The organism is Streptomyces cyaneochromogenes (assembly GCF_003963535.1).
Classification (GTDB): Bacteria; Actinomycetota; Actinomycetes; order Streptomycetales; family Streptomycetaceae; genus Streptomyces; species Streptomyces shaanxiensis.
The window spans coordinates 5,090,875-5,114,669 of record NZ_CP034539.1 but is presented as its reverse complement, the minus strand read 5'-3'; the positions used below and the strand labels follow the sequence as shown (position 1 = coordinate 5,114,669).

Genomic DNA, 23,795 nt, shown 5'->3' with positions numbered 1-23,795 from the left:
GCCCACTAGCCACGACATCGCTCAACGGTCCACTCTCTCACCCGTGCCGGACGGGTCGGCGCTTTCCGCTGGGGTGTCCGGTGTCGGGTCACTCTGCTGCTCCGGGGCGTCTGCCCGGGTTCGGGTGACGGACTCCTCCTCGAGGAGGTCCTCGGGCGTGAGACGGCCGTCGGGGCCTTCCGGGTTCTCCGGGTCGCCGTCGGTCTCACTCGCCTCCTGGGAGGCGTCCCGCTCGGCTTCGCGGGCGGCCGCGCGCTTGCGCTGCGTGTACATACGGAATCCGGCGAGGACGAGCAGGAGGAAACCGCCGCCGATGACCAGCATCACGGTGGCCGTGAACTCGGTGACCTTCACGTCGAAGGTGACCGGTGCACCGTACGGCTGGCCGTCCTCCGTGAACAGCTGGGCGACCACCGCCGCCTGACCGTTGGCCTGAGCCGACGTGGTGAACTTCACCGTCTGGCTGTGCCCGCCGGAGACCTCGACGGGCTGTTCGTAATAGCGCTCGCCGTCGATCTCGAGGCGCCTCGGATTCTCCGAGGTGAGCCGGAGCACCAGGTGCTCGACACCCTGGACCAGGTTGTTCTGCACGGTCACGGGGATCGTGGCGCTGCGTCCGGAGAGCTTGGTGTCGGACTTCTCGATCAGCGTGACCTGGCCGGCCAGGGAGTCGATGTACGCCTCGATGCCGTTGCGGTAGTCGGCTGCCTCGCCAGAGCGGCCGCGCCACGACGTGGACATCTCGCGGTTCATGGCCCGCCCGAAGGGGGTCACCACGCGGGACTCCTTGCTGAGGATCACCTTGAACCTGTCGAGCTTGTCCTGCGTGGTCGCGATCTGCTCGAAGGCCGCGTGCGGCAGCTCCTGCTTGCGCAGGGAGGAGGGATACGCGGATGCTGCCGGCACCTTCGTGGTGGCACCCGAGTCGGGCGTGGCCACGGCGGCGGCCGTGAGCTCCTGGGACTCCGACCATGTGCCGCCCTGGAGCGCCTTCACCGCCTCGGCCATCGCCCGGGCCTGGCTCGCCGTCGGCATCCGCTGCGGGGCTACGACGATGTTGCGCTGCTTGTCCACCTGGAGGTTGAGGGCCAGGCTCTGGGCGAGGAACCGCTGCACGGTGAGCGTCGAGCTCGACGCCCTTGCCAGGTTCCCCTGGAACAACGTCGACATCCGTGCGTCCGCGACCACCGCTGTCGTGCCGCCGCCGATGGGGCGGGCCGCGGAGGGCGTGTAGGGCAGGCCGCCGGTCTCCACGAGGCTGTCGCTGCGGGCGATCACCTTGTCCGCGCCGGCGGATGTGGCCACCTTGACGATGGACGGGTCGACGGCGCCGTTGACGGGCCAGGCGAAGTCGGTGGTCGGCTGCACGTGGAGGACCGAGTCGACCGTGTCGGCGGCGACGTCGGTGGCCTCCTTGAGGTGGCTCAGCGAGCCGGTGACGTTCGTGCCGTTGTGAGCCAGGGAGGCCACGTCGGGATCGGCGAAGGGCAGGGCGACGACTTCCTTGTCCCGCACCGCCTCCTGCAACTCGGCCAGCCACTGCCTGGCGACCTCGCGGTGGGCGCCCGCCGTGGTCGTGTCGCCCTCGCCCTGGACGCGATAGCTCTCCGTCATCGCGTCCACGGAGGCCAGCAGGTCGGGGTCGATCACCCAGGTGACATCGAGCTCCTTGCCCAGCGACACGAGCTGTTGCAGCCGACCGCCCGCGGAGATCTCCTCGGCGAGGGCGTCGTCACGGAAGACCGGAGTCTGCTCCTCGTTGGAGCCCGTCTGCGCCGTCATGTGCGAGGTGGAGACGAGCGGCCACAGAACGGTCGTCCGGGTCTTCGTATCGGCCCCGTCGGGCTGCCACGGCAGGAACGTCCGCTGGATGCCCAGCACCTGCTCCCAAGGCCGCGCGGACGTCTCGCCCGACAGCGAGACGGAGAACTGGTAGACCCCGTCCCGGCCGAGATCCAGCTTGTCGACCGGCACAGAGATGCTGAAGCGCTGGGCGACGCCCGGCGTGAGCTTGGAGAACTCCTTGACGTACTTCCCGCCCACCGGCGACCCGTCGAGGCCCGCCTGGTAGTCGGTGCGCTCGGCGACCGTGTCGATCTCGGAGCGTGTGTTCAGGGCGGGGCCCAGGAGCAGGTCCACCTGCGCGTCCGTGACCGCCTGCTTGCCCTTGTTGGTCACCGTGCCGGACACGGTCAGCGTGTCGCCCTCGCCGGGAACGGTCGGAGTGAGCGAGTCCACAGCCACGGCCACCGTTCCGGAGCCGGAAGCGGCCTTCAGGGAGTTCTGCCCGGCGGCGTGCGTGGGCCCGGCGGCGGGCAGCTGGAGCAGGCCGGCCAGCAGAGGTGCTCCGGCGAACAGTGCTCCTGTCCGCCGCAGCCACCGGCGGGCAGGTGAGGGACTCGTCCCCTGGAAGTCTGCCGCCTCGGCCACGCGCTCGCCCGTCCCTCGTCGTCGTCAGTGGTCGTCGGAATGTGCGTCCACGCATGGTAACGATGTGCGCTGAGGGGAAGTGCCGCGGAGTGCTCCGCCAGATCGGGCCGTGCCGTCGGCCTGTCCCCTATGTGTAGGTATAAAGCGGAGCGTTTCCCTGCGCCTCAAGAGCAGTCCTTGTGCACGTATGGACAGACGTGTCCGTGCACGCAGTGTGCACGTTTAATGGAGGAGCTCGCGGCCGCCGGGGCCACGTACCCTCTTCTGTTGTGCCGAACGCCAACGAAGACAAGCCCAGTGTCCTGAGTCAGGTGCAGCACCGCGCGGTGAGTGAACTGCTGCGGGTCGCCCCTGTCGCCGACGATCTTGCCCGCCGCTTCCAGGACGCCGGGTTCTCACTCGCGCTGGTCGGCGGATCGGTACGGGACGCGCTGCTGGGTCGGCTCGGCAACGACCTGGACTTCACCACCGACGCCCGCCCCGAGGACGTACTGAAGATCGTGCGCCCGTGGGCCGACGCCGTGTGGGACGTCGGGATCGCCTTCGGCACGGTCGGTGCGCAGAAGCGTGCCCGCGACGGAGCCGCTGACCGGAACTTTCAGATCGAGGTGACGACCTACCGGTCGGAGGCCTACGACCGGACCTCCCGCAAGCCCGAGGTTTCGTACGGCGACTCCATCGAGGAGGACCTCGTCCGGCGCGACTTCACGGTGAACGCGATGGCCGTCGCGCTGCCGGAGAAGGAGTTCATCGATCCGCACGGTGGGCTGGAGGACCTCGCGGAGCGTGTGCTGCGCACTCCGGGCACCCCCGAGGAATCCTTCTCGGACGACCCGCTGCGCATGATGCGGGCGGCGCGCTTCGCGGCGCAGCTCGACTTCGAGGTGGCTCCCGAGGTCGTGACGGCCATGACGGAGATGGCCGGGCGTATCGAGATCGTTTCGGCGGAGCGGGTGCGGGACGAGCTGAACAAGCTGATCCTCTCCGCTCATCCGCGCAAGGGCCTGACGCTGCTGGTCGACACCGGGCTGGCCACGCATGTGCTGCCGGAGCTGCCGGCCCTGCGCCTGGAGAGCGACGAGCATCACCGGCACAAGGACGTCTACGAGCACACGCTGATCGTCCTGGAGCAGGCGATGGCGCTGGAGGAGAGCGGGCCCGACCTGGCCCTGCGGCTGGCCGCGCTGCTGCATGACATCGGCAAGCCGCGCACGCGCCGGTTCGAGAAGGACGGCCGGGTCTCGTTCCACCACCATGAGGTGGTCGGCGCGAAGATGACCAAGAAGCGTATGACGGCACTCAAGTACTCCAACGAGCTCGTGAAGGACGTCTCGCGTCTGGTCGAGCTCCACCTGCGCTTCCATGGTTACGGCACCGGCGAGTGGACCGACTCCGCCGTCCGCCGCTACGTCCGGGACGCGGGCCCGCTCCTGGACCGCCTCCACAAGCTGACCCGCTCGGACTGCACAACGCGGAACAAACGCAAGGCGGCCGCCCTGTCCCGTGCCTACGACGGCCTGGAGGACCGGATCACGCAGCTCCAGGAGCGGGAGGAACTGGACGCCATCCGCCCCGACCTCGACGGCAACCAGATCATGGAGATCCTCGGCGTCGGTCCCGGGCCGGTCATCGGCCGTGCGTACAAGCACATGCTGGAGCTGCGGCTGGAGAACGGGCCGATGGAGCACGACGAGGCGGTGGCCGCGCTCAAGGAGTGGTGGGCGCAGGAGCCAGAGGCCTGAGTCGAGCCGCCAGACGAAGAGCGGCGCCATGTTTCACGTGAAACATGGCGCCGCCCTTCGTTGTTTCACGTGAAACAACGACCGATCAGAGGTCCTTGAGGCACAGCAGGAACTCGTCGTCGCTGGTTCCTGTCTTCATCGTCTCGGTGTAGACGCTCGTCGCCCCTTCGACCTTCCTGCACTCGGTGTCGGCGGTGATCGCGGTGTAGTGACCCTTGATCTTCTTGAGTACCTTCACCTCGGCCTCGGAGGAGGTGCAGTCCACGACCTCCAGCTTGTCGTCCGAGACCGACGACGACGGAGCCTTGAGGCAGTCGCCCGCCTCGGCGTTCTTTGCGTCGTCCTGGCTCATTATGTAGCCGACGACGATCATGATGGCGACGATCACGGCAGCGCCGACGTTCTTGATCGTCTTGAAGTTGAACCTGCGGCCCGGCTGCTGCGGCGGAACCGGTGCGTACGGCGCCGCCCCCTGCGGGGGGAAGCCCGACTGGCCCGGCTGCTGCGGGTACCCGCCCTGGGGCGGGTACGGGGCCTGACCCTGGGGCTGGCCGTAGGGCTGCTGGGCCTGCTGGGCCTGCTGGGCGTACGGGTTCTGGCCCTGGGCGTACGGGTTGCCTTGGGGCGGCGGAGTTGTCACTTGGGGGTCCCCCTAGAACATGGATGCGTGACGCGAGCAATGCGCGTAATAAGACGCACGTAAGTTACCGGCCACCACTGACAGCCCTGTAACCGAGGGGGACTCTGTGTCATTGATGTGACACGGTGCGGTGTTCATAGCGGGCCATTGCCGCAGCAACTGCCGCGTAGATAACGGTGACTGTGACCAGGAGAGGTGCCGAGCGGCCGTCCGGCGGCAGTATCAGGGCGGCCACACCCGCGGCGCTGACGAACGCGACGTTGAACAGCACGTCGTAGACGGAGAAGATCCGGCCACGGAAGCCGTCCTCGACCGACGTCTGCACGATCGTGTCGGTCGCGATCTTCGCCCCCTGCGTCGTCAGACCCAGAACGAATGCCGCCACCAGCATGGGAGTTGCGGCGAACGGGAGGCCGAGCGCGGGGACCAGGACGGCCGCTGCCGCGGCGCACACCACGATCCAGCGGCCCGGGCCAAGTCGTCCCGCCGACCAAGGGGTTGCCACGGCCGCGGCGAAGAATCCCGCGCCCGAGATGGCCAACGCCAGCCCCAGCAGCGCGAGTCCGTCATCGGCGTTCGAGGCGAAGGCGTATCGGCAGAGCATCAGCAGCATGACCAGCAGGGCGCCGTAGCAGAAGCGCATCAGGGTCATGGTGAGCAGCGCCCAGGCCGCCTCCCGGCGCGGCGGAGTGGCGAGATGGCGCACGCCTGCCGCGAGGTCGTGCGCGGTGCCGGAGAGGGCCGCTCGCAGGCGTGGCTGCGCCAACACGCGGTCAGGGCCCAGCAGTTCCCGTGACATACGCAGTGACGCCAGCCCCGCGCACAGGTACAGAGCGGCCCCCAGCAGCACCACGGCGGCATCGGAGTCCCAGACCAACAGCCGTACGACGAAGGCCAGACCGGCGCCCACGGTCGCCGCGAGCGTTCCCGCGGTCGGGGACAGGGAGTTGGCGATCACGAGGCGCTCTTCGTCGACCACGCGCGGGAGGGCGGCGGACAGGCCGGACAGGACGAAGCGGTTGACGGCGGTGACGCACAGGGCGGAGACGTAGAAGAGCCAGTCCGGGACCTCGGTGATGATCAGGAGGGCCGTGGCCGAGGCCAGAACGGTGCGCAGCAGGCTGCCGCACAGGAGAACCTGGCGGCGGCGCCAGCGGTCCAGCAGGACGCCGGAGAACGGGCCCACGAGGGAGTACGGCAGGAGCAATACCGCCATCGCGGAGGCGATCGCGGCGGCCGAGGTCTGCTTCTCCGGGGAGAAGACGACGTACGTGGCGAGCGCGGTCTGGTAGACGCCGTCGGCGCCCTGCGAGAGCAGGCGTACGGAGAGCAGGCGCCGGAAGTTCCGGAAGCGCAGCAGGACCCGCAGGTCGCGTACGACGGACATGGGGCACAGCCTCACATATGGGAAGGGTCCCCGGGCGGTACAACCCGGGGACCCTCGGCAGCTCTGGCAGGAGCGTTCTGGTGCGGCGCTGCGCCGCTGTTCTGCTTCAGTGCGCAGCTGTGTCTCGCTAGCGCTCGACGTCGCCCTTGATGAACTTCTCGACGTTCTCGCGGGCCTCGTCGTCGAAGTACTGGACCGGCGGGGACTTCATGAAGTACGAGGACGCGGACAGGATCGGGCCGCCGATGCCGCGGTCCTTGGCGATCTTCGCGGCGCGCAGGGCGTCGATGATGACGCCGGCGGAGTTCGGGGAGTCCCAGACCTCGAGCTTGTACTCCAGGTTCAGCGGGACGTCACCGAAGGCGCGGCCCTCGAGGCGGACGTAGGCCCACTTGCGGTCGTCGAGCCAGGCGACGTAGTCGGACGGGCCGATGTGGACGTTCTTCTCGCCGAGCTCCCGGTCGGGGATCTGCGAGGTGACGGCCTGCGTCTTGGAGATCTTCTTGGACTCGAGGCGGTCACGCTCGAGCATGTTCTTGAAGTCCATGTTGCCGCCGACGTTCAGCTGCATCGTGCGGTCCAGGACGACACCGCGGTCCTCGAACAGCTTCGCCATGACGCGGTGCGTGATGGTGGCGCCGACCTGGGACTTGATGTCGTCACCGACGATCGGGACGCCCGCCTCGGTGAACTTGTCCGCCCACTCCTTCGTGCCGGCGATGAAGACCGGCAGGGCGTTGACGAAGGCGACCTTGGCGTCGATGGCGCACTGGGCGTAGAACTTCGCCGCGTCCTCGGAGCCGACGGGCAGGTAGCAGACGAGGACGTCGACCTGCTTGTCCTTGAGGACCTGGACGACGTCGACCGGGGCCTCGGCGGACTCCTCGATGGTCTCGCGGTAGTACTTGCCGAGGCCGTCGAGGGTGTGGCCGCGCTGGACGGTCACGCCGGTGCTCGGCACGTCGCAGATCTTGATGGTGTTGTTCTCGCTGGCGCCGATGGCGTCCGCGAGGTCGAGGCCGACCTTCTTCGCGTCGACATCGAAGGCGGCGACGAACTCGACGTCCCGGACGTGGTAGTCGCCGAACTGCACATGCATCAGTCCGGGGACCTTGGACGCCGGGTCGGCGTCCTTGTAGTACTCGACTCCCTGAACCAGCGACGCGGCGCAGTTGCCCACGCCGACGACGGCTACGCGAACCGAACCCATTCCGGTTGCTCCCTGTGTGTACGAGTGAGGCCCTGACTTGGCTCTCACGTGGCGGTGTCGCCGGACGAATCCGTCCCGGGGGTGTCCCCGGGACGGGGCAGATCGCCCGGCGCTCCAGATGTGGTGTCCTGCTGAGCAGACCCCCCGGAGGCGGAACCGTTCAGGTCCCGCCCGGCCCGCTCGCTCTCGATGAGCTCGTTCAGCCAGCGCACTTCGCGCTCCACGGACTCCATCCCGTGGCGCTGGAGCTCAAGCGTGTAGTCGTCGAGGCGCTCCCGGGTGCGTGCCAGAGAGGCGCGCATCTTCTCCAGGCGCTCCTCCAGCCGGCTGCGACGGCCCTCCAGCACGCGCATGCGTACGTCCTGCGGCGTGCGGCCGAAGAAAGCAAATCGGGCAGCGAAGTGCTCGTCCTCGTACGCATCGGGGCCGGTCTGCGAGAGCAGTTCCTCGAAGTGCTCCTTACCTTCCGCGGTCAATCGGTAGACGATTTTCGCGCGGCGCCCGGCGAGTGGCGCGGCGAGCGTGTCCTCGGCGGTGTTCCCCGGTTCCTCGATCAACCAGCCGTTGGCGACCAGCGTCTTGAGGCAGGGATAGAGCGTGCCGTAGCTGAAGGCACGGAACACGCCCAGCGACGTATTGAGTCGTTTGCGCAGCTCATAGCCGTGCATCGGGGATTCGCGGAGCAGTCCGAGGACGGCGAACTCAAGGATCCCGGAACGTCGGCTCATCCTCTCGCCTCCTCGACTTATCTCGCGCTGATGTATCGACTCGATACATCAAGACGATAGAACGACCTCCCGGGCGCGACAAGTGGGGGAACGGTGAACGGGATCACATCAACGATTCATGTGGAGCGAGTTGCCTGATTTGGGGTGAAGTTCGGAGCTAGAGGGGCTTTGACGGTGCGTAGTGTGTGCGCCATGCACACCACCGGGAACCGAGTGACGTCCGAGGGCGTCGTCATCCTTGGTGCAGTACGGGTGAATGCGGAACCGACCGCATCCGTACTTCGGGGGGACCGGAAAACAGCCGTCGTTGCCGGGCGCCCTGGGGAGCGCCTGCCCGAGGAGTAGTCGTTCGATGAGCGAGCACCGTCGCAAACCGCCGCAGCCGCAGGGAGGCGGACGTGCCGCGGCCCGACGCGGCCAGTCCGGCTCGTCCTCAGGCCGCCGAGCGGCACCGCGAGGCGCCACCGGATCTCCTTCCGACTCGTACGGGTCGGAACCCACCGGTTCGGGAGGCGAGGAACGTCAGTACGGCGGCCGCGCCGAGGCACGACGCGCGGCACAGAGAAGTGGGGGCCGTCGCAGAGCGGCCGAGCCGCCGGGCAGGGGTGGCCGCCGTGCCGCTCCGGGCGGTCCGAACGGTCCCGGTCGGGGCCGAGGGCGGGCCGCTCCTCCTGGAAAGAAGCGGTTCATCGACTATCCGCGGGCCGGCAAGTACGGCGTCAGGCGCTGGGTGCCGTCGTGGAAGCTCGTGATGGGCATGTTCATCGGCTTCATGGGCAGCCTGGTGGCCGTGGCGGGCATCGGGTTCGCCATGGTGGGCGTACCCAAGATCGATGAGACTGCCGAGGCGCAGAACAACGTCTACTACTGGTCCAACGGGGACGAGATGGTCTCCACGGGCGGTGAGACGAACCGGCAGATCATCAATCTGTCTCAGATTCCCAAGGCCATGCAGAACGCGGTGATCTCGCAGGAGAACAAGACGTTCCGCAGCGACAGCGGGATCGACCCCAAGGGCATCGCCCGTGCCGTGTTCAACATGGCCAGTGGCGGTGAGACGCAGGGCGGTTCGACGATCACCCAGCAGTACGTCAAGAACGCGATGCTGAACGACCAGTCACAGACGATCTCCCGGAAGTTCAAGGAGATCTTCGTCTCGGTCAAGGTGGGCACCACGGTGTCGAAGGACGACATCATGGCCGGCTACCTGAACTCCGGCTATTACGGGCGCAACGCCTACGGGATCCAGGCCGCCGCCCGTGCGTACTTCAACAAGAACGCCATCGACCTGAACGAGGGTGAGTGCGCCTTCCTGGCGGCCATGCTCAAGGGCGCCACGTACTACGACCCGGCGGGCTCGGTCTCCATCGACCCTGCGGCCACGCCTGCGGCAAATCAGAAGCGGGCCCTGATCCAGATGCAGGACACCCTCAACAAGATGGTCGAGTACGGGCATCTGAGCCCCGATGTGCGGGCCAAGTACACCAAGCTGCCCGAGTGGCAGAACCCTCGCTTCAACACCGCGCTGAGCGGCCAGGTCGGTTACCTCGTCGACCTTGCCAACAGCTACCTGGTCAACAACAGCGACAAGACCACGATCACCGAGAAGAAGCTGCGCGAGGGTGGTCTCTCGATCTACACGACCTTCGACAAGAAGCAGGTCAAGCAGCTCCAGTCCGCGGTGACGAAGGTGTACAAGGCCAACATCAAGCCCGAGGAGCGACCCAAGACCGACACCCACGTCCAGTTCGGCGGGGCCTCCGTGGACCCGGCCACGGGTGCGATCAGGGCGTGCTACGGAGGCTCGGACGCGACCAAGCACTTCACCAACAACTGCGACGTGACCGGTGCCCAGGTCGGTTCGACGTTCAAGCCCTTCGTTCTCGCGGCCGCGATGAAGTGGGGCGTACGGAACCCGGAACTCGAAGCTGACCAGGCGCAGGACGAGCGCACCAAGGTCTCCCCGAAGAGCTTCTTCAGCGGCAAGAACAAGCTCAAGATCAAGGACTACAAGGGCGACATCTGGCGGAACGAGAAGGGGGAGGAGTGGAACCAGGTCAACGACGGCGATCAGTCGTACGGCACTCCCCCGAACTACCGGATCGATCTCCGTGAGGCGATGCGAGAGTCGGTGAACTCCGCCTTCGTGCAACTCGGCATGGACGTCGGGCTGGACAAGGTGAAGGAGGCGGCCATGGACTCGGGCATCCTCGAACCCAGTCTGACCGGTACCGACTACCCCTCCTTCTCCATCGGTACATCTCAGCCCAGCGCGATCCGCATGGCGGGCGCGTACGCCACCTTCGCGGCCAGCGGGAAGCAGCGTGCTCCGTTCTCCGTAACGGAGGTGAAGAGCAAGGACGGCGATGTCTTCACCCACGAGACCGTGACCAAGGACGCCTTCACCGCACCGGTCGCCGACAACGTCACGGACGTGCTGAAGACGGTGGTCGAGGAGGGCACCGGCACCAACGCCCAGCTGACCGGCCGTGAGGTGGCCGGCAAGACCGGTACCACGGACGGCAACCGGTCCGCCTGGTTCGTGGGCTACACCCCACAGCTGTCCACGGCGATCTCGATGTTCCGGATGGACGACAACGAGAAGAACCAGAACCGTGAGTTCCTGAAGATGTTCGGAACGGGTGGCCAGGAGAAGATCCACGGTGCCTCGTTCCCGGCCGAGATCTGGCACGACTACATGGAGCAGGCGCTCAAGGGAACGGAGCCGAAGCCGTTCCCGACGCCGGAGCCCGTCGGTGAGATCGTCAACGACATTCCGACCCCGACGCCCACTCCTACGCCCACCCAGACCGAGGAAGCCAGCCCGTCCCCGAGCCCGACGCCCAGCGAGTCGCTGATCTCGCCGACGCCCACGCCGACCGAGACCTGCTTCGGCTTCCAGTGCCCCGGTAACGGCGGTGCGGACAACGGCGGCACGGACGGGGGCGTGACGTCGTCACCGACTCCCACGGAGACGGAGACCGACGGCAACGGCAATGGCAACGGAAACGGAGGCATCTTCGGCGGGCCGTCAGGCTGACCGAGGCTCACCAGGCGCACGAAGGCCAGTGGCCGGCACCCCGCTTGTGGGTGCCGGCCACTGGCCTTTCCGCTCCCTGGGGGTGCCTCGGACGCAGGACTGTTTCACGTGAAACGTCGGTTTCACGTGAAACACTCAGCTTCCGGACCCTCCTCGGGACAGGTGCATGACTCTTCGTTGGGGGGCGGCGGCCCGATCGGCACACCCGCACCCAACGTTTGTCGGAGTCTTGGGGACGTCTCAGGGACGTACGGCAGGATGTCCCCCATGCCCAGCGCAGAGACGACACCCACGAGCGTGCACGAGTCGGACCCGGTGCGGCCGACCAAGGAGGACGAGGTCGCCGCGAGCGGGAGTGAGCTGATCGGTGGCCCCATCGGGCGGCGTGCCCTGCTCGGGACGTCCTGGTGGACTCCCGTGCGGATCATCGCGCTGGTCGCGATCGGTATGTTCGCCCTCGGCCTGGTCCAGAAGGCGCCCTGCTACAACGGCGCCTGGTTCTTCGGTGCCAGCTCGCAGTACACGCATGCCTGCTACTCGGACATCCCGCATCTCTACCAGGGACGCGGCTTCGCCGACGGGCTCGTGCCGTACTTCGACAAGCTCGCCGGTGACATGGAGTACCTCGAGTACCCGGTGCTGACCGGTGTGTTCATGGAGGTCGCCTCCTGGCTCACGCCGGGCAGCGGCAGCATCCAGGACCAGGAGCAGTGGTACTGGATGGTCAACGCCGGAATGCTGATGGTGTGCGCGGCCGTCATCGCCGTCTGCGTGACCCGCACGCACAGCCGGCGCCCCTGGGACGGCCTGCTGGTCGCCCTGGCCCCCGCCTTCGCGCTGACCGCGACCATCAACTGGGACCTGCTGGCTGTCGCCCTGACGGCCGCGGCGATGCTGATGTGGTCGCGCGGCCGCTCGCTCGCTTTCGGGGTCCTGCTGGGGCTTGCCACGGCCGCGAAGCTCTATCCCGTCTTCCTGCTCGGTCCACTGTTCGTGCTGTGCTGGCGCGCGGGCAAGTGGCGGGACTTCGGCAAGGCGCTGGGCGGCACGGTCTTCGCTTGGCTGGTCGTGAACCTTCCGGTGATGCTCCTCGCCTGGGACGGGTGGTCGCAGTTCTACCGGTTCAGTCAGGAACGGGGCGTCGACTTCGGGTCCTTCTGGCTGATCCTGGCCCAGAACTCGACCGACCCGCTGAGCACCGAGACCGTGAACACGCTCGCCACCCTGCTGATGCTGTTGTGCTGTGCCGGCGTCGCCGCCCTCACGCTCACCGCGCCGCGCCGCCCGCGCTTCGCCCAACTGGCCTTCCTGATCGTCGCCGCGTTCATCCTCACCAACAAGGTCTACTCGCCGCAGTACGTCCTGTGGCTCGTGCCCCTGGCCGTGCTGGCCCGGCCGAGGTGGCGTGACTTCCTCATCTGGCAGGCGTGCGAGGTGGCGTACTTCCTGGGGATCTGGATGTACCTCGCGTACACGACCAGCGGGGACGCCCACAAGGGACTGCCGCCCGATGGCTACCACTGGGCGATCGGCGCGCACCTGCTGGGCACGCTGTACCTGTGCGCCGTCGTCGTACGGGACATCCTCATGCCCGATCGGGACCCGGTACGCAGGGCCGGCGACGACGATCCCTCGGGAGGTGTGCTCGACCGGGCGGAGGACGTCTTCGTGCTCGGCCCCGCGGCTCATCCACCGCGGCACGCGGCCCATTTCGACGGGGTGCAGGTGGAGTGGGGCAGCCGAGAGGCGACCGACGGTTCGCTCTGAGCGAACAGAGCGTAGGAAGGGCACGCAAAAGGCCGTACACGGAAGAGTCCGTGTACGGCCTTTGCCGATTACGGCGTTGCCGCGCGGCAGTCGTTCAGCGGTCGACGAGGCGGTCGAACTGCGTGGTGGTGTGCCGCAGATGGGCGACCAGCTCGTCGCCGACCTTCGGCTCGGGAGCGTCCGCGGGGACGAACAGGATCGAGACCTGCATGTGCGGCGGTTCCGCGAACCAGCGCTGCTTGCCGCCCCAGACGAACGGAGAAAGGTTCCGGTTGACCGTGGCGAGGCCGGCCCGGGCGACGCCCTTGGCGCGCGGCATGACGCCGTGCAGGGCCTTGGGGGCCTCCAGGCCCACCCCGTGTGACGTACCGCCCGCCACGACGACCAGGAAGCCGTCCGAGGCCGCCTTCTGCTGCCGGTAGCCGAACCGGTCGCCCTTGGAGACGCGGGTGACGTCCAGGACCGCGCCGCGGTACTCGGTGGCGTCGTGGTCCCCCAGCCACAGCCGCGTGCCGATACGGGCGCGGAAGCGCGTCTGCGGGAACTGCTGCTGCAGGCGGGCGAGTTCCTCTGCCTTGAGGTGGCTGACGAACATCGTGTGCAGCGGCAGCCGGGCCGCACGCAGCCGGTCCATCCAGCTGATGACCTCCTCGACGGCGTCCGAGCCGTCGGTGCGGTCCAGCGGCAGGTGGATGGCGAAGCCCTCCAGCCGGACGTTCTCTATGGCGGCGTGCAGCTGCGGCAGGTCTCGCTCGCTCACGCCGTGCCGCTTCATCGAGGACATCACCTCGATGACGACGCGGGCACCGACGAGGCCGTACACGCCGTCCACCGACGACACCGAGCGGATGACCCGGTCGGGCAGCGGTACCGGCTCCTCACCGCGCCGGTACGGCGTCAGCACCAGCAGATCACCGCCGAACCAGTCCTTGATGCGCGCGGCCTCGTACGTCGTGCCGACGGCGAGCACCTCGGAGCCCAGCCGAGTGGCCTCCTCCGCCAGCCGCTCGTGCCCGAACCCGTAGCCGTTGCCCTTGCAGACCGGGACGAGTCCCGGGAACAGCTCCTGCACGTGCTTGTGGTGCGCCCGCCAGCGCGCGGTGTCGACGTAGAGCGTGAGCGCCATGGCCGGACCTGGAACCTTTCTCGTGGCTGCGGTGTATCAGAGATATGGAAGCTATCGACGGTGCAGCAATTGACGGTATCGAAGCAGGGAGCGCGAGGTCAGCGACGCGACATGTAGATGTCGAGCGCCTTGTGGAGCAGCTTGTTCAGCGGGAAGTCCCACTCGCCGAGGTACTCGGCGGCCTGGCCGCCCGTGCCCACCTTGAACTGGATCAGGCCGAAGAGGTGGTCGGTCTCGTCCAGCGAGTCGGAGATGCCGCGCAGGTCGTAGACGGTCGCGCCGAGCGCGTAGGCGTCGCGCAGCATGCGCCACTGCATCGCGTTCGAGGGCCGGACCTCACGGCCGATGTTGTCGGAGGCGCCGTAGGAGTACCAGACGTGCCCACCGACGATCAGCATCGTCGCCGCCGACAGGTTCACACCGTCGTGGCGGGCGAAGTACAGCCGCATGCGGTTGGGGTCCTCGGTGTTGAGAGCCGTCCACATGCGCTGGAAGTACGACAGCGGGCGCGGCCGGAAGTGGTCGCGCACGGCGGTGATCTCGTACAGGCGCTGCCATTCCTCGAGGTCCTGATAGCCGCCCTGGACGACCTCGACACCGGCCTTCTCGGCCTTCTTGATGTTGCGGCGCCACAGCTGGTTGAAGTTCTTGTGGACCTCTTCCAGGGAGCGGTTCGCCAGCGGCACCTGGTAGACGTACCGAGGTTGGACATCGCCGAATCCGGCGCCGCCGTCCTCACCCTGCTGCCAGCCCATACGACGGAGCTTGTCGGCGACTTCGAAGGCGCGCGGCTCGATGAAGTCGGCCTCGATGTCGCGCAGCCGCTTCACGTCCGGGTTCTGGATGCCCGCCTTGATGGAGGTGGCCTCCCAACGGCGGATGATCACCGGCGGGCCCATCTTCACGGAGAAGGCGCCCTGGTGCTTCAGATGCGCGAGCATCGGTTCCAGCCAGTCGTTCAGATTTGGCGAGAACCAGTTGATGACCGGGCCCTCGGGCAGGTAGGCGAGGTAGCGCTTGATCTTGGGCAGCTGCCGGTAGAGGACGAGGCCTGCGCCGACGAGTTCGCCGCTCTTGTCGAACCAGCCGAGGCTCTCCGAGCGCCACTCCGCCTTGACGTCCGCCCAGGCCGGAACCTGCATGTGGCTCGCCGACGGCAGGCTCTGGATGTATGCCAGATGCTGCTCGCGACTGATCGTCCTCAGGGTCAGGCTCATTCGGGGCGCTCCTCGGGCTGGTGTGTCCCCATGGGTACAGGGGCTCCGGCTCTCGCGGAAGCCTACTGCGCCTTGAGAGCGCCCCGCCTGGGCGTACGTCACCTTCGCCTCGGCCTGCGGGCCGCCGAGACGTTCGGTGCCGTTCTATTCGGTGTTTTACCGGTGTCCGGGGGACTTCCTCCGATGCCGGCGTGGGGAGGACGGTGCCCCTGGCGTCAGAAGACCCCGCCGAAGAGACCGCCGTGCGCCATGCCCAGGAAGAAGCCGACCGCCGAGGCGCCGAGACCGATGATCAGTCCGAAGCGCTCGCGGGTCGTCTCCGAGACCCACTGGCCGTAGGCGCCGGTGAGGATGCCCACCAGGCCGGTCCAGGAGCTGAGCAGATGCAGGCTGTGGAACATCGCCGTGACGAAAGACGTGATCCCCAGCACCAGGGTCACCGCGAGCAGGGTGTCCTGGAGAGGGTGGGGTTTTCCGTCCGTGGCGAAGAGGCCTCCGACGGTGTTGGGTCGCAATGCCTGTGCCATAGGGCACCTCCTGCGAAAGGCGGCGCATCGTAGCGCCATACACACCCGATGTGTACAGATTGACGGGCCCTGGGGGCTGATTTCAACCGGAAGCACGTGTGCGGGTACTCTGTACCGTCTGCACCGGTGTCTGCCCAGGCCATGCCAGGGAGTCCGCCCAGTCCAAGTGGGAAAGCCGCCAGCCGGCCCCCGATTGTCAGTGGTGGCCGATACCGTTGCGTACGCATCACGACCCTCCTGCCACGGAACGACCGTGGCCGCTGAGTCCAAAGGAGGTGGGTTCCACATGCGTCACTACGAGGTGATGGTCATCCTCGACCCCGATCTGGAGGAGCGCGCTGTCGCCCCCCTGATCGAGAACTTCCTCTCCGTCGTCCGTGAGGGCAACGGCAAGGTCGAGAAGGTCGACACCTGGGGCCGTCGTCGTCTCTCGTACGAGATCAAGAAGAAGCCCGAGGGCATCTACTCGGTCATCGACCTGCAGGCCGAGCCTGCGGTCGTCAAGGAGCTCGACCGCCAGCTGAACCTGAACGAGTCGGTCCTCCGGACCAAGGTCCTCCGCCCCGAGACCCACTGAGCATCCCGCTCAGCTGATCTCGGGATTCGAGTAGCAGCAGCACCAAGCAGCCAGCAGCAAACCCGCCGAGAGGTTCCCCCATGGCAGGCGAGACCGTCATCACGGTCGTCGGCAATCTTGTCGATGACCCCGAGCTGCGCTTCACCCCCTCCGGTGCGGCGGTCGCGAAGTTCCGTGTCGCGTCCACGCCCCGCACCTTCGACCGCCAGACGAACGAGTGGAAGGACGGCGAAAGCCTCTTCCTCACCTGCTCGGTCTGGCGTCAGGCGGCGGAGAACGTCGCGGAGTCGCTCCAGCGAGGCATGCGCGTCATCGTGCAGGGCCGACTGAAGCAGCGGTCCTACGAGGACCGTGAGGGCGTCAAGCGCACGGTCTACGAACTGGACGTCGAGGAAGTCGGCGCCAGCCTGCGCAACGCCACGGCCAAGGTCACCAAGACCGCCGGCCGCGGTGGGCAGGGCCAGGGCGGTTACGGCGGCGGTGGCGGCCAGGGTGGCGGCGGCTGGGGCGGTGGCTCCGGCGGCGGTCAGCAGGGCGGCGGCGCTCCTGCCGACGACCCGTGGGCGACCGGCGCTCCCGCCGGTGGCCAGCAGGGCGGCGGCGGTGGCGGCGGCTGGGGTGGAAACTCCGGCGGCGGCGGTGGCGGCGGCTACTCGGACGAGCCCCCCTTCTAGGCCTTCGGGCCCGGCTTTCCGGGCCTGATCCGGTCGAGGGCGGGTCGTACCCAAACTTCTTGATCACACAGGAGAAACACCATGGCGAAGCCGCCTGTGCGCAAGCCTAAGAAGAAGGTCTGCGCATTCTGCAAGGACAAGGTCACGTACGTGGACTACAAGGACACGAACATGCTGCGGAAGTTCATTTCCGACCGCGGTAAGATCCGTGCCCGCCGCGTGACCGGCAACTGCACGCAGCACCAGCGTGACGTCGCCACGGCCGTCAAGAACAGCCGTGAGATGGCGCTGCTGCCCTACACCTCCACCGCGCGATAAGGGAAGGGTGACCGACACATGAAGATCATCCTCACCCACGAGGTCTCCGGCCTCGGCGCCGCGGGCGACGTTGTTGACGTCAAGGACGGTTACGCTCGCAACTACCTCATCCCGCGGAAGTTCGCTATCCGCTGGACCAAGGGTGGCGAGAAGGACGTCGAGCAGATCCGTCGTGCTCGCAAGATCCACGAGATCCAGACCATCGAGCAGGCCAACGCTGTCAAGGCCCAGCTCGAGGGTGTGAAGGTCCGTCTGGCCGTCCGCTCCGGCGACGCCGGTCGTCTCTTCGGTTCCGTCACCCCGGCCGACATCGCGTCCGCGATCAAGGCTTCCGGTGGCCCCGAGGTCGACAAGCGCCGCATCGAGCTGGGTTCGCCCATCAAGACCCTGGGCGCCCACGAGACGTCCGTGCGTCTGCACCCCGAGGTTGCCGCCAAGGTCAACATCGAGGTCATCGCGGCCTGATTGCCGCGCTCGGCTTGAACAGCTGAATGAAGGGGCCGTACCCGTTGGGTACGGCCCCTTCGCTGCGGGTTCTCCGTGTGGGAGCGGATCGAGTTCGTTTCACGTGAAACACGCTGTTTCACGTGAAACGGTCAACGGGTCGCTCCCGTGACGATCCAGCGGCCCGAACGGGCACGTAGCCAGAGCGTCATCATGCGCACCGTCATCATCAGCGTCATCGCTCCCCAGAGCGCGGTGAGTCCGCCACCGAGCACGGGGACGAGCAGCGCGACCGGAGCGAACGCCGCCAGGGTGAGCACCATGGCCCAGGCAAGGTAGGGGCCGTCGCCCGCTCCCATCAGGACGCCGTCCAGGACGAAGACGACGCCACAGATCGGTTGGGAGAGCGCCACGATCACCAGGGCGGGCAGGGCGGTGTCCTTGACCGAGGAATCGCTCGTGAACAACGGCAGGAAGGCCGGGCGGGAGACCACCACGAGCAGTCCCAGAACGACGCCGACCGCGATGCCCCACTGCACCATGCGGCGGCAGGCGGCCCGGGCGCCCTCGGCGTCGTCGGCGCCGAGATACCGCCCGATGATGGCCTGCCCGGCGATGGCGATGGCGTCCAGCGCGAAGGCGAGCAGGCTCCAGAGCGACAGGATGATCTGGTGCGCCGCGATGTCGGCGTCCCCGAGGCGGGCTGCGACAGCCGTGGCAATCATGAGGATGGCCCGCAGCGAGAGAGTGCGGACCAGCAGGGGCACTCCGGCTTGTGCCGAGGCCCTTATCCCCGCCGCGTCGGGACGCAGGGACGCGCCGTGTTCACGGGCACCGCGGACGACGACCACGAGATAAGCCGCAGCCATTCCGCACTGGGCGATGACGGTTCCCCAGGCGGAACCCGCTATGCCGAGGTCGGCGCCGTAGACGAGACCCACGTTGAGGGCGGCGTTGGCGACGAAGCCCGCGATGGCGACGTAGAGGGGCGTCCTGGTGTCCTGCAGGCCGCGCAGAACGCCGGTGGCTGCGAGCACGACGAGCATGGCTGGGATGCCGAGTGCCGAGATCCGTAGATAGGTGGTCGCGTATGGGGCGGCGGTGTCCGAGGCACCGAAGAGGTCCACGAGGAATGGTGCCGTGGGAAGGACGACCGCGATGACCGCGGCGCCTATGAGGAGCGCCAGCCAGATGCCGTCCATGCCCTGGCGGATGGCGGCCTGGAGGTCGCCGGCGCCGACGCGTCGGGCAACGGCCGCTGTGGTGGCGTAGGCGAGGAAAACGAAGACACTGACGGCCGTCATGAGGAGGGCGGAGGCGACCCCGAGTCCGGCGAGTTGTGAGGTGCCGAGATGGCCGACGATCGCGCTGTCGGCCATGACGAACAGAGGCTCGGCGACAAGTGCGCCGAAGGCGGGGACGGCGAGTGCGACGATCTCTCGGTCGTGCTGTCGCCGGGTGGCCTTGGTGGTCGCGGGAGCCTGTGTCATGGCCACCAATCTAATCGTCCACAGGTAAGAGATGCAATGGAGTAGTGACCCTTACTTACCGTCTCGTGGTGTGCGCTTCCGTGCACCGTTCGAAGCGATCTTGGTCCGACTGGGAAAGTTTTTCTTCTGCACAGCCGGTGGATGGCAAAGGCGCAGGTCAGAGTCGGCGTCCGGGAATCGCCGGGAGCTTGTTCACAGGGCTGTCCACCGTGTCGTGCACAGGTTTTGCGGAGTTCTCCACAGCATCGGGGCCGTCGTCCACATGGCCTGTGGATAACCAGATTGGCTGACGGTGCCCGCAGGCCTACCGTGGTCCGGCGCCCACTCCGTCTGTCGGCAGGGAAACCGTCACAAAGCCGACGTGCCACAACCGGAGTTGGGCCTCTCATTTGTCAGTGGCGTGCCGTAGAACTGAGGGGCACGCCGAGGTCCGCTCGGCGGACGGGAGGAGGTGGCTCGGTGAGCATTTCCGAGCCCTTGGACGACCCGTGGGCCGACAGCGGTCCAAGTGATCGTCTGCCTGCCTCCCGCCGACGTGGTGACGGTGGTCGAGGGCGCGACGAGCAGCATGACCGCGGCCGGGAGAACGGGGAGTGGGACGGCGGCGGCTCGACCTTCGAGCGGGTACCCCCGCAGGATCTCGATGCCGAGCAGTCTGTCCTCGGCGGCATGCTCCTGTCCAAGGACGCCATCGCCGACGTCGTCGAGGTGCTCAAGGGCCACGACTTCTACAAGCCCGCGCACGAGACGATCTTCCAGGCGATCCTGGACGTCTACGCGAAGGGCGAGCCGGCCGACCCCATCACCATCGCCGCCGAGCTCACCAAGCGCGGCGAGATCAACAAGGTCGGCGGTGCCTCGTATCTCCACACCCTGGTCCAGACGGTGCCGACGGCGGCGAACGCCGAGTACTACGCGGAGATCGTCCATGAGCGGGCCGTGCTGCGCCGCCTGGTCGAAGCCGGCACCCGCATCACACAGATGGGATACGCGGCAGACGACGACGTCGACGAGATCGTCAACCGAGCCCAGGCCGAGATCTACGCGGTCACCGAGCAGCGCACCAGCGAGGACTATCTGCCGCTCGGCGACATCATGGAGGGCGCGCTCGACGAGATCGAGGCGATCGGCTCCCGCAGCGGGGAGATGACCGGTGTGCCCACGGGGTTCACCGACCTGGACTCGCTCACCAACGGCCTGCACCCGGGCCAGATGATCGTCATCGCGGCCCGTCCCGCCATGGGTAAGTCCACGCTCGCGCTGGACTTCGCCCGGGCGGCGTCGATCAAGCACAACCTGGCAAGCGTGATCTTCTCCCTCGAAATGGGGCGCAACGAGATCGCGATGCGCCTGCTGTCCGCCGAGGCCCGTGTGGCCCTGCACCACATGCGCTCCGGCACCATGACGGATGAGGACTGGACGCGTCTGGCGCGCCGGATGCCCGAGGTCTCGGCCGCGCCGCTGTACATCGACGACTCACCGAACCTGTCGATGATGGAGATCCGAGCGAAGTGCCGTCGGCTGAAGCAGCGCAACGACATCAAGCTCGTGATCATCGACTATCTGCAGCTGATGCAGGCCGGCGGGTCGAAGCGATCCGAGAGCCGCCAGCAGGAGGTCTCGGACATGTCCCGTAACCTCAAGCTCCTGGCCAAGGAGCTGGAGGTCCCGGTGATCGCGCTCTCGCAGCTGAACCGTGGCCCCGAGCAGCGCACGGACAAGAAGCCGATGGTCTCCGACCTGCGTGAGTCCGGCTCCATCGAGCAGGACGCCGACATGGTGATCCTGCTGCACCGTGAGGACGCCTACGAGAAGGAGTCGCCCCGCGCGGGCGAGGCGGACATCATCGTGGGCAAGCACCGTAATGGTCCGACGGCGACGATCACGGTCGCTTTCCAGGGCCACTACTCGCGGTTCGTGGACATGGCGCAGACCTGATCCGCTTCACACGGGGGATATGCGCTCGACTCCCGAGCGTCCGCCGGGGTGGACTGGGGGCATGACGACTTCCCAGGAAGAGCTGCTCCCCGCCACGCGCCGGGCACTGCTGCACCGTATCGCCGTGGCCCAGGCCGAAGGGCGCGCGCCCTCGCTGGTCGCCGCGGTCGTGCGGGAGGGCAGGACCGTGTGGCATGGCTCGCGCACCTCGGTGGACGGGCACGGGCCGGACGGGAACGTGCAGTACCGGATCGGTTCGATCACCAAGACCTTCACCGCCGTTCTCGTCCTGCGGCTGCGCGACGAAGGTCTACTCGACCTCGGTGACCCGCTGGAGAAGCATCTGCCGGGCACGGGTGCGGGGGAGGCCACCATTGCCGAACTGCTCGCCCATACCGGTGGGTTGGCGGCCGAGTCGCCCGGGCCGTGGTGGGAGCGGACTTCCGGATCCCTGCGGCCCGAGCTCTCCGACGTCCTGGGTGAGCAGCCCATCCTGCATCCGGCCGGCCGCCGGTTCCACTACTCGAATCCCGGCTATACGCTCCTGGGCGCGCTGGTCGAGAAGCTGCGTGGGGCTCCGTGGGAGGACGTACTCCGGCGTGAAGTGCTCGAACCCCTGGGCCTGAAGCGCACGAGTACGCGAGCGCAGGCGCCGCACGCGGGAGGCTGGGCGGTGCATCCCTGGGCCGATGTGATGCTTCCCGAGCCTGTCGAAGACCTGGGCCGGATGGCGTCGGCGGGTCAACTTTGGTCGACAGCTGATGACTTGGCGCGGTTCGCCGTCTTCCTGGCCAGGGGTGACGACCGGGTGCTGAGTGCCGGGACCGTACGGGAGATGCGGACGCCCGCCGCGCCGCCCGAGGCCGCCGACGTGGCCGATGGTGCGGCGTACGGCCTCGGTATGCAGATCCAGCACAGGGACGGACGGCTCCTCGTGGGGCACGGTGGATCGTTGCCGGGATTCCTGGCGAGTCTGACCATCAGCGTGGAGGACGATGTCGCGGCCGTGGTGCTGACCAACTGCACCTCAGGTCCGCTGGTCTCCCTCGTCGCCGCCGACCTCGTCCGCATCGTCGCCGAGGCCGAGCCGCGGATTCCCGAACCCTGGCGTCCGCTGCCTGAAGTCGAGGCCGCGGTTCTTGAGCTGGCGGGTCAGTGGTACTGGGGGACGCACGCCTTCGCCCTGCGGCTGACCGCCGACGGGCTTGTCTCGCTGGAGCCGCTGTCCGGCAAGGGTCGCCGTTCGCGATTCCGTGCCAACGGGGACGGTACATGGACGGGCCTGGAGGGCTACTACGCCGGGGAGCTCCTGAAGGCCGTACGACGGCCGGACGGGGCCGTGGACCATCTGGATCTAGGGTCGTTCGTCTTCACGCGTCAGCCGTACGAAGAGGGGGCTGCCGTGCCGGGCGGTGTGGATCCCGATGGGTGGCGTGGCAGCAAATCCTTCTGACGGCCGGGTGAGCGCCTGTTTCACGTGAAACAGGCGCTTCGTCGTCTCACAGCTGGATCTTGAATCCTACGTGTGAGGCCGTGAAGCCGAGCCGCTCATAGAAGCGGTGGGCGTCCGTGCGGCTGTTGTCGGAGGTCAGCTGCACCAACTGGCAGTTCTGCCGGCGGGATTCCTCGATCGCCCACTCGATGAGCTGTGTGCCCAGGCCGCTGCCGCGCTCGTCGGCGTGGATGCGTACGCCTTCGATGATCGACCTGGTGGAGCCACGCCGCGACAGTCCGGGAATGACCGTGAGCTGGAGCGTGCCGACGACACGGCTCTCGCGGACGGCGACGACCAGATGCTGGTTCGGGTCGCTGTTGAGCCGCTCGTAGGCGGCCAGGTAGGGGGTCACGTCATCCGGTGACTCACGCTGGGCGCCCAGCGGATCGTCCGCGAGCATGCCGACGATCGCGGGGATGTCCTCGGCGACCGCGGGGCGTATCTCAAGATCTCCCATGCCCGCACCCTATGCGGGCGCCGGGAGCGACTCCACGACCCGGACCAGGGGGACGAGTTCGGGGTTCTTCGCGGCCTCGTCGAGGGCCTCGCGCAGGGCTGTGTCATTCGTGGGCCTGGCTTCTTCGAGGAGTGTGAGGCCTGCTGGGGTGACGTCGGTGTAGATGCCGCGGCGGTCGGTGGGGCAGAGGTAGCGGGAGAGCAGGCCGCGGTCCTCGAGGCGGGTGACGAGGCGGGTGGTGGCGCTCTGGCTGAGGACGACCGCGTCGGCGACCTGTTTCATCTGCAGGTGGCCGCCTTCGCCGTCGTGCTGGCGGCTGAGGACGTCGAGCAGGGAGTACTCGCGCACGCTGAGGTCGTGGCCGGCCTGCAGGGCGCGCTCGATGTGTGCCTCGATCCTGCCGTGCAGCAGGGAGAGGGCGCACCAGCCCTGGGCGAGGGCGGTCAGCGCGGGGTCCGTCGCTGTCATGGCGTTTCCTCCGTCCTGGAGCGACTGAAGCAAGAGTAGCGCCGGGTCGAAATAGTCTGCGCTTGCAAGTATGCAGCGTCTGCAAGTATTGTCGTCACGCGTAAAGCGCTCCTGCAATCT

20 protein-coding genes are annotated in these 23,795 nt (G+C 67.6%); 9 read left to right on the top strand and 11 right to left on the bottom strand.

What is annotated here, in order from left to right:
* Nucleotides 1–21 precede the first annotated feature (21 nt).
* Nucleotides 22–2,430: a DUF6049 family protein gene (locus EJ357_RS23200; RefSeq protein WP_126393489.1), complete on the bottom strand. Its 2,409-nt coding sequence runs from the start codon at nt 2,428–2,430 to the stop codon at nt 22–24.
* Between the two features lie 269 nt (nt 2,431–2,699).
* Here EJ357_RS23200 and EJ357_RS23195 point away from each other — a divergent pair, with 269 nt between their 5' ends.
* Entirely contained in the window at nt 2,700–4,172 is a 1,473-nt protein-coding gene (locus EJ357_RS23195; RefSeq protein WP_126393488.1) for a CCA tRNA nucleotidyltransferase, read from the top strand.
* 85 nt (nt 4,173–4,257) lie between these two features.
* On the opposite strand, the gene EJ357_RS23190 is transcribed toward EJ357_RS23195, so the two are convergent.
* The 4 genes from EJ357_RS23190 to EJ357_RS23175 all read right to left on the bottom strand — a co-directional run bounded on the left by EJ357_RS23190 (nt 4,258) and on the right by EJ357_RS23175 (nt 8,137).
* The gene (locus EJ357_RS23190; protein WP_126393487.1) at nt 4,258–4,812 is read right to left on the bottom strand and encodes an LppU/SCO3897 family protein; all 555 of its coding nucleotides are present in this window, start codon (nt 4,810–4,812) and stop codon (nt 4,258–4,260) included.
* A gap of 109 nt (nt 4,813–4,921) precedes the next feature.
* Entirely contained in the window at nt 4,922–6,199 is a 1,278-nt protein-coding gene (locus EJ357_RS23185) for an MFS transporter (protein ID WP_126393486.1), read from the bottom strand.
* 127 nt (nt 6,200–6,326) lie between these two features.
* On the bottom strand, nt 6,327–7,409 hold the full coding sequence (locus tag EJ357_RS23180) for an inositol-3-phosphate synthase (RefSeq protein WP_126393485.1): 1,083 nt from the start codon (nt 7,407–7,409) through the stop codon (nt 6,327–6,329).
* A gap of 44 nt (nt 7,410–7,453) precedes the next feature.
* The gene (locus EJ357_RS23175) at nt 7,454–8,137 is read right to left on the bottom strand and encodes a PadR family transcriptional regulator (protein WP_126393484.1); all 684 of its coding nucleotides are present in this window, start codon (nt 8,135–8,137) and stop codon (nt 7,454–7,456) included.
* A gap of 352 nt (nt 8,138–8,489) precedes the next feature.
* Between EJ357_RS23175 and EJ357_RS23170 the strand changes: the two genes are divergently transcribed.
* Together EJ357_RS23170 and EJ357_RS23165 are read left to right on the top strand one after the other, a co-directional pair.
* Entirely contained in the window at nt 8,490–11,177 is a 2,688-nt protein-coding gene (locus EJ357_RS23170; RefSeq protein WP_126393483.1) for a transglycosylase domain-containing protein, read from the top strand.
* 267 nt (nt 11,178–11,444) lie between these two features.
* The gene (locus tag EJ357_RS23165) at nt 11,445–12,944 is read left to right on the top strand and encodes a glycosyltransferase family 87 protein (RefSeq protein WP_175647487.1); all 1,500 of its coding nucleotides are present in this window, start codon (nt 11,445–11,447) and stop codon (nt 12,942–12,944) included.
* Between the two features lie 94 nt (nt 12,945–13,038).
* On the opposite strand, the gene EJ357_RS23160 is transcribed toward EJ357_RS23165, so the two are convergent.
* The 3 genes from EJ357_RS23160 to EJ357_RS23150 all read right to left on the bottom strand — a co-directional run bounded on the left by EJ357_RS23160 (nt 13,039) and on the right by EJ357_RS23150 (nt 15,814).
* Nucleotides 13,039–14,070 (bottom strand): alanine racemase, encoded by a 1,032-nt coding sequence (locus tag EJ357_RS23160; protein ID WP_126393481.1) that lies wholly within the window; start codon nt 14,068–14,070, stop codon nt 13,039–13,041.
* A 98-nt stretch (nt 14,071–14,168) separates the two neighbouring features.
* Complete coding sequence (gene femX, locus EJ357_RS23155; RefSeq protein ID WP_126393480.1) at nt 14,169–15,287, bottom strand: peptidoglycan bridge formation glycyltransferase FemX; 1,119 nt, start codon at nt 15,285–15,287, stop codon at nt 14,169–14,171.
* A 215-nt stretch (nt 15,288–15,502) separates the two neighbouring features.
* Entirely contained in the window at nt 15,503–15,814 is a 312-nt protein-coding gene (locus EJ357_RS23150; protein ID WP_126393479.1) for a hypothetical protein, read from the bottom strand.
* Between the two features lie 286 nt (nt 15,815–16,100).
* On the opposite strand from EJ357_RS23150, the gene rpsF reads away from it, so the two are divergent.
* From rpsF to rplI, 4 genes are all read left to right on the top strand, one after another.
* Nucleotides 16,101–16,391 carry a 30S ribosomal protein S6 gene (gene rpsF, locus EJ357_RS23145; protein ID WP_007383258.1) on the top strand — a complete coding sequence of 97 codons (291 nt, stop codon included), beginning with the start codon at nt 16,101–16,103 and terminating at the stop codon, nt 16,389–16,391.
* Nucleotides 16,392–16,471: 80 nt separating this feature from the next.
* On the top strand, nt 16,472–17,065 hold the full coding sequence (locus tag EJ357_RS23140; RefSeq protein WP_126393478.1) for a single-stranded DNA-binding protein: 594 nt from the start codon (nt 16,472–16,474) through the stop codon (nt 17,063–17,065).
* Between the two features lie 81 nt (nt 17,066–17,146).
* Complete coding sequence (gene rpsR / locus EJ357_RS23135) at nt 17,147–17,383, top strand: 30S ribosomal protein S18 (protein ID WP_003949403.1); 237 nt, start codon at nt 17,147–17,149, stop codon at nt 17,381–17,383.
* A gap of 18 nt (nt 17,384–17,401) precedes the next feature.
* Complete coding sequence (gene rplI, locus EJ357_RS23130; RefSeq protein WP_126393477.1) at nt 17,402–17,848, top strand: 50S ribosomal protein L9; 447 nt, start codon at nt 17,402–17,404, stop codon at nt 17,846–17,848.
* A 131-nt stretch (nt 17,849–17,979) separates the two neighbouring features.
* On the opposite strand, the gene EJ357_RS23125 is transcribed toward rplI, so the two are convergent.
* Nucleotides 17,980–19,317 (bottom strand): MATE family efflux transporter, encoded by a 1,338-nt coding sequence (locus EJ357_RS23125; protein WP_126393476.1) that lies wholly within the window; start codon nt 19,315–19,317, stop codon nt 17,980–17,982.
* A 459-nt stretch (nt 19,318–19,776) separates the two neighbouring features.
* Here EJ357_RS23125 and dnaB point away from each other — a divergent pair, with 459 nt between their 5' ends.
* Together dnaB and EJ357_RS23115 are read left to right on the top strand one after the other, a co-directional pair.
* Nucleotides 19,777–21,255: a replicative DNA helicase gene (gene dnaB, locus EJ357_RS23120; protein WP_126393475.1), complete on the top strand. Its 1,479-nt coding sequence runs from the start codon at nt 19,777–19,779 to the stop codon at nt 21,253–21,255.
* 61 nt (nt 21,256–21,316) lie between these two features.
* Nucleotides 21,317–22,708 (top strand): serine hydrolase domain-containing protein, encoded by a 1,392-nt coding sequence (locus EJ357_RS23115; RefSeq protein ID WP_126393474.1) that lies wholly within the window; start codon nt 21,317–21,319, stop codon nt 22,706–22,708.
* A gap of 46 nt (nt 22,709–22,754) precedes the next feature.
* Here EJ357_RS23115 and EJ357_RS23110 read toward each other — a convergent pair whose 3' ends face one another.
* The gene (locus EJ357_RS23110; protein WP_126393473.1) at nt 22,755–23,207 is read right to left on the bottom strand and encodes a GNAT family N-acetyltransferase; all 453 of its coding nucleotides are present in this window, start codon (nt 23,205–23,207) and stop codon (nt 22,755–22,757) included.
* 9 nt (nt 23,208–23,216) lie between these two features.
* Complete coding sequence (locus tag EJ357_RS23105) at nt 23,217–23,675, bottom strand: MarR family winged helix-turn-helix transcriptional regulator (protein ID WP_126393472.1); 459 nt, start codon at nt 23,673–23,675, stop codon at nt 23,217–23,219.
* Nucleotides 23,676–23,795: the final 120 nt, after the last annotated feature.